The 13,253-nt window shown below is 67.3% G+C and carries 14 protein-coding genes and 2 pseudogenes; 3 read left to right on the plus strand and 13 right to left on the minus strand.

The annotated features are described in order from the left end of the window. Positions 1-16 precede the first annotated feature (16 nt). Complete coding sequence (locus AB0H42_RS16565) at positions 17-847, plus strand: NAD(P)-dependent oxidoreductase (RefSeq protein ID WP_357056251.1); 831 nt, start codon at positions 17-19, stop codon at positions 845-847. A gap of 69 nt (positions 848-916) precedes the next feature. Here the strand turns inward: AB0H42_RS16565 and AB0H42_RS16570 are convergent, their stop codons facing one another. Beyond that, on the minus strand, positions 917-1,120 hold the full coding sequence (locus AB0H42_RS16570; protein WP_030521162.1) for a zinc-ribbon domain-containing protein: 204 nt from the start codon (positions 1,118-1,120) through the stop codon (positions 917-919). A 158-nt stretch (positions 1,121-1,278) separates the two neighbouring features. Beyond that, positions 1,279-1,389 (minus strand): annotated as a pseudogene (locus AB0H42_RS16575) (3-oxoacyl-ACP reductase); the annotation flags it as partial. Here AB0H42_RS16575 and AB0H42_RS16580 point away from each other — a divergent pair. Continuing rightward, positions 1,382-1,939: pseudogene (locus AB0H42_RS16580) on the plus strand (sterol desaturase family protein); the annotation flags it as partial. The pseudogenes AB0H42_RS16575 and AB0H42_RS16580 sit on opposite strands and share 8 nt — an antisense overlap. 108 nt (positions 1,940-2,047) lie before the next feature. On the opposite strand, the gene AB0H42_RS16585 reads toward AB0H42_RS16580, so the two are convergent. Further along, the gene (locus tag AB0H42_RS16585) at positions 2,048-2,881 is read right to left on the minus strand and encodes a class I SAM-dependent methyltransferase (RefSeq protein WP_357056492.1); all 834 of its coding nucleotides are present in this window, start codon (positions 2,879-2,881) and stop codon (positions 2,048-2,050) included. 90 nt (positions 2,882-2,971) lie between these two features. Between AB0H42_RS16585 and AB0H42_RS16590 the strand changes: the two genes are divergently transcribed. After that, positions 2,972-3,550 (plus strand): TetR family transcriptional regulator C-terminal domain-containing protein, encoded by a 579-nt coding sequence (locus AB0H42_RS16590; protein ID WP_357056254.1) that lies wholly within the window; start codon positions 2,972-2,974, stop codon positions 3,548-3,550. A gap of 92 nt (positions 3,551-3,642) precedes the next feature. On the opposite strand, the gene AB0H42_RS16595 is transcribed toward AB0H42_RS16590, so the two are convergent. The 10 genes from AB0H42_RS16595 to AB0H42_RS16640 form a co-directional block, all read right to left on the minus strand. After that, the gene (locus AB0H42_RS16595) at positions 3,643-4,842 is read right to left on the minus strand and encodes a cytochrome P450 (RefSeq protein ID WP_357056257.1); all 1,200 of its coding nucleotides are present in this window, start codon (positions 4,840-4,842) and stop codon (positions 3,643-3,645) included. A gap of 34 nt (positions 4,843-4,876) precedes the next feature. Beyond that, positions 4,877-6,130, minus strand: coding sequence for a cytochrome P450 (locus tag AB0H42_RS16600; protein WP_357056260.1), 1,254 nt, complete (start codon positions 6,128-6,130; stop codon positions 4,877-4,879). 2 nt (positions 6,131-6,132) lie between these two features. Continuing rightward, a complete protein-coding gene (locus AB0H42_RS16605) occupies positions 6,133-6,330 on the minus strand; it encodes a ferredoxin (RefSeq protein ID WP_030521171.1) in 198 nt (65 codons plus the stop codon). Positions 6,331-6,370: 40 nt separating this feature from the next. Next, positions 6,371-7,222, minus strand: a complete 852-nt coding sequence (locus tag AB0H42_RS16610; protein ID WP_357056495.1) for an SDR family oxidoreductase — start codon at positions 7,220-7,222, stop codon at positions 6,371-6,373. Between the two features lie 62 nt (positions 7,223-7,284). Further along, positions 7,285-8,124, minus strand: a complete 840-nt coding sequence (locus AB0H42_RS16615; protein ID WP_357056498.1) for an alpha/beta hydrolase — start codon at positions 8,122-8,124, stop codon at positions 7,285-7,287. A gap of 440 nt (positions 8,125-8,564) precedes the next feature. After that, positions 8,565-9,179 carry an NADPH-dependent FMN reductase gene (locus tag AB0H42_RS16620; RefSeq protein ID WP_357056263.1) on the minus strand — a complete coding sequence of 205 codons (615 nt, stop codon included), beginning with the start codon at positions 9,177-9,179 and terminating at the stop codon, positions 8,565-8,567. Positions 9,180-9,189: 10 nt separating this feature from the next. After that, on the minus strand, positions 9,190-10,179 hold the full coding sequence (locus tag AB0H42_RS16625; protein ID WP_357056266.1) for a cyclase family protein: 990 nt from the start codon (positions 10,177-10,179) through the stop codon (positions 9,190-9,192). Between the two features lie 42 nt (positions 10,180-10,221). Then, positions 10,222-11,052 carry a coniferyl-alcohol dehydrogenase gene (locus AB0H42_RS16630; protein WP_357056269.1) on the minus strand — a complete coding sequence of 277 codons (831 nt, stop codon included), beginning with the start codon at positions 11,050-11,052 and terminating at the stop codon, positions 10,222-10,224. A 42-nt stretch (positions 11,053-11,094) separates the two neighbouring features. Then, entirely contained in the window at positions 11,095-12,402 is a 1,308-nt protein-coding gene (locus AB0H42_RS16635; protein ID WP_357056272.1) for an LLM class flavin-dependent oxidoreductase, read from the minus strand. Positions 12,403-12,516: 114 nt separating this feature from the next. After that, positions 12,517-13,248 carry a transposase gene (locus AB0H42_RS16640; RefSeq protein WP_357056501.1) on the minus strand — a complete coding sequence of 244 codons (732 nt, stop codon included), beginning with the start codon at positions 13,246-13,248 and terminating at the stop codon, positions 12,517-12,519. Positions 13,249-13,253: the final 5 nt, after the last annotated feature.

Consider the following 13,253-nt stretch of genomic DNA (forward strand, 5'->3'; position numbering starts at 1 on the left):
ATCGACCAGGAGTGACATGCCGACCGAACAGCAGATCTTCACCGACCGGACCCTGGTGATATCCGGCGCCAGCCGCGGCATCGGCCTCGCCGTCGCCCTGTCGGCCGCCCGCCGCGGCGCCAACGTGGTCCTGTTGGCCAAAACGGCCGAGCCGCATCCGAAGCTGCCGGGCACCGTGCACACCGCGGTCGCGGAGATCGAGGCGGCCGGCGGCAAAGCGGCCGCGGTGGTCGGCGATGTGCGGGCGGAAGCCGATGTCCAGCGGGTCGTCGAGACCGCGCTCGAACGGTTCGGCCGCATCGACTACTGCGTGAACAATGCCAGCGCCATCGCCACCGACCCCACCGAGCAGCTCTCGGCCAAGAAGTTCGACCTGATGCAGCAGATCAACCTGCGCGGCACCTTTCTGCTGACCCGCGCCTGCCTACCCCACCTCCGGCAGGCACCGAACCCGCACATCCTGACCGTCGCGCCGCCGTTCAACACCAGCCCACGCTGGCTCGGCGCACACCCCTCCTACACCCTCTCGAAATACGGTATGACCCTGCTGACCCTCGGCTGGGCGGCGGAGTACGCCGACGCCGGGATCGCGGCGAACTGCCTGTGGCCGCAGACCTATATCGCGACCTCGGCAGTGGCGAATCTGCCCTACGGTTCGGACCTGCTGGAGCGGTCGCGGGATCCGCGGATCATGGGTGACGCCGCTGCGGAAATCCTGTCCCGCGAGGCGCGGTACAACACCGGCAACTGCTATATCGACGCCGCCGCCCTCATCGAATCCGGCCGGACCGACCTGTCGGAATACGGCGGCGGCACCAACCCGATCCCGGATATGTTCCTCGACTGAGCCGCCCCGGGCGGCGATCGACCGGAGCTCACCGCACGGCGTTGCGCCGATCACGGCCGGCGCCTCGACTCAGGCTTCGACCGCGGTGCCGCAGATGCCGCACACCTCGAGCGTGCGGCGCTTCCAGCGCGCGACCGGAACGAAGAACACCGTGAACTGCTTGAACTCGCGTACCCGCATCCATTGCGTCGTGTTGTGGCAGCGTGGGCACGTCCGGGTTCCGCCGGGGCCGAGGTTGCGCCGCTTGGTGCCGAAACCGAAGATGAAGAACATCAGCCCAGCGTAGAGCCCCGAGCGATGACTACCGCCAGATATCAGCGGGTGCGCCGCCCCACCACCCATTGTCTTATCGGGCTCCGATCCGGGAAGTGCGTGTGTACCGGGGGCCGAGACCCGTCACCGACCGCCAGGACGTGCGGGCGGTGATGTTCGCCCGGCCGCGCGTTGATCCGCACCCCGCGGTGAACCATCTCCTTGGCCGCCGCCTCGGTGAGCCCCACGATCCCGGCCTCGGCGGCCGAGTAGTTGGTCCGGCCGCGGACAGTGGAGTTCGGGGAGAGTCCGGCCGTCGGTGTGGCTGCCCCGGTCAGGCGATGGAGGTCGGGCCGGCCGCCGTACCGCGCAACACTGCCCGTCAACGAAACCCTGGTCCTGGCCGGTGTTCTCGCCGTGCCGGCACTGGCCGCCCTCGTCCCCGGCGACGGGATCTGGCCCACGCACCGGCCGTTCGTCGTTCAGGTGCTGATCGCGATCCCGGTCGCCGACCTGGGGATCACCCTCACCCACTACGCCAGCCACAAGGTCGGGCTGCTGTGGCGGTTCCATGCCGTACACCACAGCGTCACCCGCTTCTACGGCCTCAACGGACTGATGAAACACCCCCTGCACCAGACCGTCGAAACGGTCGCCGGCGTCGCCCCCCTGTTGCTGGCCGGAGTCCCGGTGCCGGTCGCGGCGGCACTGTCGCTGGCCGTGGCGGTGCAACTACTTCTGCAACACTCCAACGCGGACTATCGCGTCGGCCCGTTGACCCATGTACTCGCGCTCAACGCGGGCCATCGCTTCCACCACCTGAAATGGGCGGGGATCGGCGCGGGGTTGCGAGGTCACTGCCGACGCTACGCGCGCAAAGACCTCGGAGACGACGGCAACCGTCCGGGGCACCCTCGCCGGGTCGCCGACCAGCTGACTTCGGAGACATCACGCCCGGGTCGCCACGACGGCGAAGTTCAGCGGGATCCGTGGCGCCCCGGGCGGCAACGTCCACCCCTGCGGGCACGGCACGAGGTCGGGGAAGGCGGGCCAGTCCATGATGGGCAGTTCCTCGACCGCGACGATCCGCAGCCCCGCCCGCAGCAGCGCGCCGACCACCTCGCCCAATCCGTGCCGCCACTCGGACACGGCGTCGTGCGCGATCTGCCCGGCCGAATCCTCGGTATAGCTGCCCGATTCGATGTAGGTGTGGTGACCGCCGCCGCCCAGATAGTCGTCGGTGATCTGCCAGGGTTCGAATTCCATGGATCCGAGGATCGGATGGTCGTCGCGGATGAGAAACACTCCACCGGGTTCGAGGAGGTCGTGGATCGATCGCGCCCAGTCGTCCAATTCGGGTAGCCACACGATGGTTCCGGCACTGGTGACTACGAGATCGAACCGGCGGTCCAGCACCACCGAGGCGAATCGTGCGTCACCTTCCACGAAGGTGATCTCGTGGCCGGCGGTCTGCGCGATCCGCGCGGCGTGGCTCAGCGAGTTGGGCGAGAAGTCGAGCCCGTACACGTCGATCGCGCCCAGGCGGGACCAGGAGAGTGTGTCGATGCCGATATGACACTGCAGATGCAACAGGGACCGATCCCGTACCCCGGATTCCGGCAGATGCGCGGACAGCGCCGCCAGATCGTTGCGCACCACCGGGGAGATTCGCCCGGTATCGGCCACAAAGGCATCGACGTCATACATCCGCGAACGCCGGTGGACCTCGGCGCGGTCGTCCCAGTTCGCCCGGTTGGCGGCGATCGCCGCGGCCTCGTCCATCATCGGTCCCTTCCACAAGTCGGTATCGCAAGCGACCGTTTTCTATCACACCTGTGATAGAAACCTGAACCGATTTTCTAGACTGTGGCGGTGCCGGTCCGAGTAGATGCCGAGGCGCGCCGCCGCCATATCGTCGACGCCGCGCTGCGCCTGATCGTGCGCGGCGGTATCGCCGCCGCGACTTTCCGGAAGGTCGCAGTGGAGGCCGATCTGAACGTGGGGTCGGTGCGGCACTACTTCGCCGACCACGAATCGCTGGTCGTGGCCGTGGCGACCGAAGTCGGCGACCGGATGGGGCGGCGGCTCACCCGCCATCCCGCACCCGAGAAAGGGGACCGCGGGGCGGCCGGCCGACACCTGCTCGCCGTGCTCGCGGAACTGGTGCCGCTGGACGAGGAGCGCCATCGCGAAGCGGTCGTCCTGTTGGAGATCATCGCCGCCTCCCGGCTCGACCCGGCGTTCGGGCCGGTGGTCCGGCAGATGGGCGCGGATCTGCGGCAGGTACTCACCGACGCGGTGGCCGCGACCGGGACCGCCGACCCGGCCGCTGCCGCCGCGCATCTCGCCGCGCTGGTCTCCGGTCTCTTGCTGGACGCGGTCACGCCGCACGGGTCCGTCGGCCGCGCGACGATTCTCACCGTGCTGGAACGCCACGTATCGACCCTCTGAGGCCGCCGAGCCCGAACCCGGCAGCGTCCCGGGCAAGAGGAAGCGCTCGACCAACCCAGCGCTATCACGCCCGCCCCGGCAGTCGGCTCCCCTCAGAACGTGGCCGGCATACTCTCCCAGCCGCGCACTGTGGAGGTCGGTGAGAGTTTGGCGTTCGACGCGTCGGCCTCCCACTCCGGGAAGCGTTTCAGTATCTCCTCCAGCGCGATTTGGCCTTCCAATCGCGCCAGGGCCGAACCCATGCAGAAGTGGGTGCCCACACTGAACGCCAGATGCGGCTTGGCTTCCCGATGGATATCGAACACGTCGCCGTCGGGAGCGAATTGCCGGTGGTCGCGATTGGCGGCGCCGATGAGCATCATCATGGCGCTGCCCGCGGGCACCGTCGTGCCGTGGAATTCGATATCCCGGGTCACATAGCGTGCCACGTGCGGCGCGGGGGGTTCATAGCGCAGCAGTTCCTCGATGGCGGCGGGGATGAGGGATGGGTTCTCGACGAGCTCGCGGCGCTGGTCGGGATGTTCGGAGAGGACCTTGCCCGCCCAGCCGATCAGCCTGGTGGTGGTCTCGTTACCGGCCCCGGACACCACATTGACGTAGGTGAGCACTTCGGCGCGGGTCAGGTGGCGCAGGGTACCGGTCTCGTCCTCGAACTCGACATTCAGCAGCTCGGAGATGATGTCGTCGGAGGGGTTCTCGGCCCGCCAGTCGATGTACTTCTCGAAGAGTTCACCGTTGGCCAGGGCCTCCGTCGAGACCTCCATCGGCTTACCCTCTTCGGTACGCATCCTGTCGTTGGCGAGATCCCGGGCCGCCTCCTGGTCTTCTTCGGGAATGCCGAGCAGCATGCCGATGGTCCGCATCGGCATCTGCGCGCCCAGGTCGGCGATGAAATCGATGCGGCCGGTGCCGACGAGCGGGTCGAGGCTGCGCCGGCAGAACTCGCGCACCTTCTCCTCCAGCGCGGCGATCTTGCGCGGGGTGAACATGCGCGACAGCAACTTGCGGTGCATGGTGTGGACGGGCGGATCCTCGAAGATGAGCACACCCGGCGGGATCTCGATATTCGCCTTGATGAGTTCGATGATGGCGCCGCGCGCCGAACTGAAGGTGTCCTTGTCGATCAGCGCGGCATTGACATCGGCGAACCGGCTCAGCGCGTAGAAATCGTGGGTTTCGTTGTAGTAGAGCGGTCGCTCGTCGCGAAGCCGTTTGAACATGGGATACGGGTCGGCGTTCAGCTCGACATCGTAGGGGTCGTAGTAGACGTCGCTGGGCGCGCTGGTCGTCACAGGTCGTCTCCTCTCCGGGAGTTGTGCGGCGTGGTCACCACGCGACGGGTAGGCGGTACACGCCGAAGGCGAGTTTGTCGTGTTTGAATTCGACGTCTTCGACCGCAATCGCCAGGCGCATGGTGGGAATCCGGCGCAGCAGCGTGGTGAAGACGATCTGCAGTTCCACCCGGGCCAGCTGCTGACCGACGCACTGGTGCGGTCCGAAACCGAATCCGACGTGCAGGCGGGCCGGGCGGGTCAGATCGAGTTTGCCGGGCTCCGGGAACTGGGCGGGATCCCAGTTGGCCGGGGCGAGGTCGATGATCACACCGTCGCCGGCCCTGATCGTCTGCCCGCCGATCTCGATATCGTCGCGCGCGACCCGGCGCTGGCCGTTCTGGATGATGCTCAGATAGCGCAGCAGTTCCTCGACCGCATTCGCCACGACCTTGGGATCGTCGGTATCGCGCAGCAGGGCGAGCTGGTCAGGGTTCTCGAGCAGGGCGAGGGTGCCGAGCGCGATCATGTTCGCGCTGGTCTCGTGCCCGGCGATGAGTACCCCGGTGCCGATCTGGGCGGCCTCCTTCATGGAGATCTCGCCCGCGGTGACCCGTTCGGCGAGTTCGGTGACCATATCCTCGGCCGGGTTCTCCATCTTGGCCTTGATCAGGTCGATCAGGTACCGGGCCAGGCCGACCCGGCCTTTGGCCGATTCCTCCTTGGTGGCGTAGCGGGAGACACCGGTGGTCGCATGCTGCTGGAAGAACTCGTGGTCTTCGTAGGGCACGCCGAGCATTTCGCTGATCACCAGCGACGGCACCGGCAGCGCCAGCGCTTCCACCAGGTCGGCGGGCCGCGGGCCGGCCAGGATGGCGTCGATATGGTCGTCGGTGATCTGCTGGATGGCCGGACGCAGGGCATCGACGCGTTTGACGGTGAACGGTTTGGTCATCATCCGGCGGAACCGGCTGTGCTCCGCACCGTCGGTGTTGAACACCGATTTGGCGCGGTGGCTGACCAGGTCGAGCATGCCCTCGTTCCAGTGCGGGAAACCCGGCTGGGAATCGTCGACGCTGATCCGCGGATCGGACATGAGCGATTTGAGTTCGGCGTAGCCGGTGACCAGCCACGGGGTACTGCCGTCCCAGATGCGCACGCGGCTCAGCGGACGTTCGGTGATCAGGCCGAGCACCTCGGGTGGCGGCGCGAACGGGCAGCCGGGCGCCCGGTCCTGCGGATAGGCCAGGATTTCGGCAGGGTCCGGTGCGGCCTGGGTGGGTGTCTCGGCTCCGGAAGAATTCGACACTGCTACTCCTCGTGGACGTGAATGGCCATGGCGGGGCACACGGCGGCGGCCTCGCGCACCTCATCGGCGAGCTCGTCCGGCGGGTTCTCGTCCAGCAGAACGACGATGCCGTCGTCCTCGCGCTGATCGAACACCGCGTCCGCCGCCATCACGCAATGCCCGGCGGCAATGCATTTCCCTTGTTCGACAGTCACTTTCATGACGTCCTCTTTCTGGTGTGATGATCGCGACTCGGCCGGCTCATGACGATCCCGCCGGGGCGGAGGCGGAACCGTTGGCCGCCGAATCTGGTCGGCGAGTGCGCAGCGGTTTACCCGCGGTGGTGCCGCCGTCGACGGTCAGGACCGTCCCGGTGAGATAGCGGGACCGGTCGCCGGCGAAGTAGACGGCCGCTTCGGCGACATCCTCCGGTGTGCCCTCACGGGGCAGGGGGCGGTCCTGGTTCATCATTTCCCGCATGGCTCGCGTCATCCGCTCCGCCTTCTCCGGCGACATGGTGGTGGACGCCTTGGCGAGCAGATCGGTGGGGATATTGCCGGGGGCGAGGCAGTTGACCCGGATGTCGTACTGCGCCAGTTCGATCGCCGCGGATTTCGTGAAATGGATGACCGCCGCTTTGGAAGCGCGGTAGGTCATCACCCCGCCGCCTGCCTGCACTCCGCCCACCGAGGACAGATTGATGATCGAGCCGCCGCCGTGCTCGGACATATGCCGGGCGGCCAGCCGGGTTCCCGCCATGACGCCGAGCACATTGACCGACATCACCCGGTGGAAGTCGGCGAAATCGTCGTGCAGAATGCTGCGGTGCATCGTCCCGGAGATCCCGGCGTTGTTGCACATGATGTCCAGGCCGCCGAAGCGTTCCACCGCGCACTCGACGAGTGCGGCGATCTGGTCGGGGTCGGCGACATCGGTGGTCCGGAACAGCGCGCCCGCGCCACAGCGCCGGGCCACAACGGCGCCGCGTTCGGCGTCGAGATCACCCACCACCACCCGGGCCCCTTCGGCCACGAACCGCTCGACCATGGCGCTGCCCAGCCCGGTCGCGCCGCCGGTCACCACCGCGACCTTGCCCGCCAACTCGTTGCCCATGCCCTGAATTCCTCTCGTCACGACTTTCCGTAGTCCCGTGGGTCCCGCGCGGAGCCTGCGGTTCATCCGCTCCGCGCGTAGCCGGAGGCCGGGGAATGCCGGTCCAGGAAGTCCAGGAGCAGCGCGTTGACCGCTTCGGGTCGTTCCAGCTGCGGGCAGTGCCCGGCCCCGTCGACGACGGCCGAACGGGCGTCCGGGATACGGGCCGCGAGTCCGGCGGCCCAGCCCGGGGGCAGGAGTTTGTCGGCGCCGCCCTCGACCACCAGGGTCGGGACCCGGATCCGCTCGAACGGGCGGTCACCCGGGCCGGGCGGTGGCGGGGCGTCGGGACGCCGGAACCGCGCGGCCGCGATCGCCTCCCAGGCGCCGGGTGCGGTCGCCGAGTCGAACCGGCGGCGCACATAGTCCCCGTCGGCCGGATAGGCGGGCGAGGCGAACAGCGCGGTGACGATCCGGCGCATGGCGGGCAAGGTGGCGTCGAAATCGTAGAGGGCCTGCATATGCTCGCCGGCCCGGATCTGCCCGCCGCCGCAGAGGGTCACCATGGCGCGTACCGGCAACGCCGGGTGATCGGCGGTGGTATCGGCCAGCAGATTCACCGCGCCCATCGAATTGCCCACGAAAAAAGCGGATTCGATGCCGAGCAGCGCGCAGAACCGGGCGATGTGGCGGATACGCAGCCCCCGGCCGTCGGTGAAATCGACGACCTTGGCCGATTCACCGAAGCCGAGCATATCGGGCGCGAAGACGTGGTAATGCTGGGCGAGCACCGAAATAGTTTTTTCCCAGGAGATTTCGGCGCTCGCCCCGAACTCGCCCCCGTGCAGCAGGACGACCGGTTCGCCCGCGCCCGCCTCCAGGAAATGTGTGTGTAGTCCGTCCACCACGAGTGTGCGGTGCAGGTAACCGCTCGTGCTGTGCCGATCCAGGACGCCCGCGCGCCCTGCACCGCCACGCTCCGCTTCCGGCCCCTGACCCGATTCGCTTGTGCTGTGTCCACCGAGGCCGACCGAGGACTCTCGATGGTTCCGCCTCGTCACCGCACCCGGACCGAGCTCGCTCGTGCTGTGTCCCTCGATCCCGGCCGCGGGCCCTGTATGAGCACGCTCCGCGGCCGGCGCTGAATCCGACCCGCTCGCCCTGTGGCCATCGAATCCGGCCGAGGACTCTCCGTGGTTTCGCTTTGCCGGCTCTCTCGTGCTCTCATCCCGTACCGCCGAGGATTCGCCACGGCCACGCGCCACGGGCGCCTCCCTATCCGACCCGCTTGTGCTGCGGCCTTCCGGCACGACCCGGGTCCCTCCGTGGTCGCGCTCTCCGGCCTCCTCCCGACCCGAGTCGCTCATACGGTGCCGCCGATTGCCTTGGCACTGGTGAGCACCTGCGCGGCCAGCAGCTCGAGCTGACCACGTACTCCGGGGTCGGCCACGGCCCCGGTGTCGTCCCAGATCTTGTCCGCCGAATTGATCGCCACCCCGATGGGAGTGGGCCAGGCGCGCAGCGCGTGACCGATCCCGCGCAACTGGCCCAGGGTGCCGACCGCGGCCTGCCAGCCGTAGGCGCAGGTGATGCAACCCCAGGGTTTGTTGTCCAGGTAGACCGTGGGATCGGTCCGCATATCCTCCACGTAGTCCAGCGCGTTCTTCACCAGACCGGAGATGGCGCCGTGGTAGCCGGGGGATCCGACGATCACCGCGTCGGCGGCGCGCAGTGCCTCGACCAGCGCGATCGCCTGCGGGGTGCGGGCGGGATCGTGCGGGTTGTACATGGGCAGATTGATTTCCGCGCCGCTGAACAGCGCCGTGCGGCCGCCGCGGCGCTCGACCTCGTCCAGGCAGTGCCGGAGGGCGCGCTCGGTCGAGGAGTTCGCTCGCAGCGTCCCGCCGAGTCCCACCACGAACGGCCGCGTCGCGGCGCCGAGTTCTGTGCGATCCACCATTGTGCTTCCCACGGACATGACCGGCCTCCTATTTGATGGCGATCGGGTTGATCGGCGAACCCACGGCCCCGACGACGCGCAACGGCGGTGCGATCAACTGGAATTCGTAGACACCGTCGGCGGCGCAATCGGCGGCCAGCGCGGTGAAATCCCAGTATTCGCCGAGCATGAGTCCCATATCGCGGAGGCAGAGCATATGCATCGGCAGGAAGGTGCCCGTGACACCGGAGACCGGATCCTCGACCATCAGATTGTCCGCCGCCACCGCCGCGATCTCGTGTTCGTGCAGCCACTGCGCGCAGCGCCAGTCCAGGCCGGAATAGGGTTCGGTGCCGTCGCCGGCTTCCAGGAAACGGTTCCACCAGCCGGTGCGGACCAGCACGATATCGCCGGAATCGATGGTTACGCCCTGACGTGACGCCACCTCGTCCAGTTCATCCGGCGTGATCGGTTCACCGGGGGTCAGAAATGTCTCCGCACCACGATGTTTCACCAGATCCAGCAACACACCGCGGCTGGTGATCCCTTTGCTGTCGACCTTGTCGATACCGCAGTGGAACGCGCCCAGGCTGGTCACCGAGTTCGCGGGGAAACCGTTGTAGAGCTTGTCGTCGTAATAGACGTGGGAGAACGCGTCCCACTGCGTCGCCGCCTGTAACGGCATGACGACCATATCGTCGTTGAAACGGAACGGATTGTCCTCGAAGAATCCGCTCAGCTGACCAGCCACCGAATTGCGCAGCCATTTCGGGCCGTACTGGACGAGGGTTTCGGCGTCGCCGCCGTCGACCGTCATGAGATGCGTCGGGTTCTGCCGGAACTGGAACGCGCCCTGCGGACCGGAGGAGCCGAAATCGATACCGAGGGGGAACACCTTCCCGTGCCGCACGAGTCGCGCGGCGGCGGCGACTTTGGCGGGGGTGATGAAATTCAGGGTGCCGAGCTCGTCGGCCGCGCCCCAGCGCCCCCAGTTGCGAACACTGTCGCCGAGTTTCCGGAAATCGGTCAAAGTCGCCACGGTGCTCCTCCTTCCACAGTTCTCATTCGTTCGGCGCCGTTCTCACTGCGCGTCCGTGGGCGCGGATCCGGCCAATTCGTTCGCCAGGCGTGCGGCGATATTGCCGCCGTCGACCCACAGCACCTGGCCGGTGATGTAGCCGGCGGCCCGGCTGTTGAGGAACAGCAGCGCCGACGCCTGTTCGACCGGATCAGCGGCCCGGCCCAGGGGTTTGGGGATGCCGTCGAGGTAGTCCTGGCCGTAGGCGTTACGCAGCTGGTCCAGGATGGGTGTTTCGGTGACGCCGGGTCCGGTGCAGTTCATCCGGATACCGCGGGCGGCCAGTTCCACCGACCGCCGCACGGTGTAGAGGATGATGGACTCTTTGGAGAGCCGGTATCCACCGTCGGCGAGCGCCTCCGGATGGTTCTCGCACCAGGCGATCCCCGCGGCCATCGACTCGGTGTCCAGGAGTCCGTTGACCGCCCACCGGTTGTCCAGATAGCCGGCGGCGGCCAGCGAGGAGACGCTGACCACTGCCGAGCCGGGTGCCATATGCGGCACCAGGGCTTCGGTGAAATGCCGGAGACCGAGGAAATTGATGGTGGCCACGCGCAGCGGGTCACCGATTCCGGACGAGACGCCGGCGATATTGAACAGCGCGTCGACATCCGTACCGACCGCGCGCACAGCCCGGTCGATGGAGTCGGGGTCGGCCTGGTCCATTGCGTAGAACTCGTCGAGTTCGGTCCCGGGGCGGAGCAGATCCAGCCCGACGATCTCGGCGCCCAGATGCCGCAGCTGATGCACCACACAGGCGCCGATACCGGAGGCACAACCGGTCACCACCACGCGTTTCCCGTCGAAACGCCACCGCCCGTCGATCGTCTCCACCTCCGGCACCTCGCTCTCTGTCCTGCGGCCGCGTGCGGCGGCTCAGCCCTGCTGCTGTTCGTCCTTGAGCCGCTGGGCGGCCTGCACCCGGCCCTCGTTGATCTCGGCCATCGCCTCGGGGATCTCGCTGGCGGTGAACTTGCCGCCGCGGCCGGTGGGCAGACCGCCGAACGAGTACTCCTCGTCGAAATCCGGTGCGGCGAGCGGACGTCGCCGCTGCTCGACCTTCTCGATGACCGGTTCGAGCCGCTCGGCCTTCGCGGCCACGGCTTTCTCGTCGCGCTCGATGAATTCGGGCAGGATCTCCTTGCCCATGATCTCGATGGACTCCATGGTGCCCTCGTGGCTGCGCGGATTGAGCAGCAGGATGATTTCGTCGACCCCGCTCTCCTCGTAGCCGCGCAGGAACTCGCGGACCGTGTCCGGCGACCCGATCGCGCCGCGGCCAGGACCGTAGGCGAGGGTTTCGTCCTCTTTCACCGCGTCCAGGTAGCGCTCCCACACCCCGGTCCGGCCGGGGGTGTGCATACCGGTCATGTAGTAGTGCATGATCCCGAACGAGAAGAAGCCGCCGCCCACCCCGAGCCGTTTCACGGCTTCGTCGTCGGTGCGGGCCACCATCATCGACAGGTCGCCGCCGATGGCGAGGATATTCGGATTGATCTGCGGGACCGTGGGGGCTGCTTTCTCCTCGAACTCCTGGTAGTAGCCGCGCACCCGTTCCCCGAGCGGACCCGGGCCGGTATAGGCGAAGCTGAGTGCGCCGATCCCCTTCTGCGCCGCCATCTGCACCGAGGAGGGCCGGGTACAGGCGACCCACAGCGGCGGATGCGGGGTCTGGCGGGGTTTGGGGATGACATTGCGCGGCGGCATCTCGATGTGCTGGCCCTTGAACCCGGTGAACGGGGTCTCGGTCATACAGCGGAGGGTGACGTCGAGCGCTTCTTCCCACTGGCCGCGTTTATCGGCGGGGTCGATATTGAAGCCGCCGAGCTCACCCACCGACGACGATTCGCCGGTGCCGAATTCGACCCGACCGCCGGACAGATGATCGAGTGTCGCGACCCGTTCGGCGACGCGGGCGGGATGGTTGATGCCCGGCGGCAGGTGCATGACGCCGAAACCGAGGCGGATGTTCTTCGTCCGCTGGCTGGCGGCGGCGAGGAACATCTCCGGCGCGGTGGAGTGGCAGTACTCCTCGAGGAAATGGTGTTCGGTGAGCCATACGGTGGAGAAACCGGCCTTATCCGCAGCTTCTACCTCGGTCAGCCCATCGGAGAACATCTCGAATTCGTCGTCGTCGCTCCAGGGCCGCGGCAGGGCGAACTCGTAGAAGAGGGATATTTTCATCGGTTACCTCCAGTGGAATCGATCTTGACGTCCTCCCGGCCGTGAACGACCGGGATCCCTCCTGAACCTTGCGGTTCTCCGGTGGGTTCCTGTTTCACAGGGACGCGCCTCCCGCTAAGCGGCAGGACTTACCGTCCCTCCGCAGGCGTTTAACCTCTCGGCGCGTCCCGCCGCGAGTATGTTCTCGGCCGCGTTCAGGTCGCGGTCGTGAACGGTTCCGCACGTGCACACCCATTCCCGGATATGCAGAGGCTTCTTCTCGCTCACAACCCCGCACACCGAGCACATCCGGGTGGACGGAAACCAGCGATCCACCCTGCCGAAGACCCGCCCGAACCGGGCGGCTTTCTCCTCCACCATGCGGGTGAACATGCCCCACCCCGCATCGTGCACCGACTTCGCCAACCGCGTACGGGCAAGACCCCTCACACACAGATCCTCGACGAACACCGCTTGGTTCTCGCGGATGATCGCCGTGGAATGCTTGTGCGCCCAGTCCCGCCGCGTATCCGCGACCCGGGCATGAGCCCTCGCCACCTGCAGCCGGGCTTTGGCTCGGTTCTTCGAGCCCTTGTCCTTTCGGGAAAGATTCTGCTGGGCTTTCCTCAACCGCCGCTCTGCCTGCCGCAGGAACCGCGGCGAGTCGATCGTTTTCCCGTTCGACAGCACCGCGAACGTCGACAAGCCGAGATCGATACCCACCTCGGCTTCGGCAGGCGACAACGGGGAGCAGTCGGTGTGCACGACGAACGACGCGAAATACCGGCCGCAGGCATCCCGGATGATCGACACCGAGGAGGGATCCGACGGCAGTTCCCGCGACCAGCGCACATTCAGTTCGCCGATCTTGG

The sequence above is a fragment of the Nocardia sp. NPDC050799 genome, assembly GCF_040654015.1.
Taxonomy (GTDB): Bacteria; Actinomycetota; Actinomycetes; order Mycobacteriales; family Mycobacteriaceae; genus Nocardia.

Bases quoted from the DNA above. Each gene is read 5' to 3' on its own strand.
- AB0H42_RS16565 (WP_357056251.1), top strand. From the start codon at position 17: ATGCCGACCGAACAGCAGATCTTCACCGACCGGACCCTGGTGATATCC.
- AB0H42_RS16570 (WP_030521162.1), bottom strand. From the start codon at position 1,120: ATGTTCTTCATCTTCGGTTTCGGCACCAAGCGGCGCAACCTCGGCCCC.
- AB0H42_RS16585 (WP_357056492.1), bottom strand. From the start codon at position 2,881: ATGGACGAGGCCGCGGCGATCGCCGCCAACCGGGCGAACTGGGACGAC.
- AB0H42_RS16605 (WP_030521171.1), bottom strand. From the start codon at position 6,330: ATGAAAGTGACTGTCGAACAAGGGAAATGCATTGCCGCCGGGCATTGC.
- AB0H42_RS16610 (WP_357056495.1), bottom strand. From the start codon at position 7,222: ATGGGCAACGAGTTGGCGGGCAAGGTCGCGGTGGTGACCGGCGGCGCG.
- AB0H42_RS16620 (WP_357056263.1), bottom strand. From the start codon at position 9,179: ATGTCCGTGGGAAGCACAATGGTGGATCGCACAGAACTCGGCGCCGCG.
- AB0H42_RS16635 (WP_357056272.1), bottom strand. From the start codon at position 12,402: ATGAAAATATCCCTCTTCTACGAGTTCGCCCTGCCGCGGCCCTGGAGC.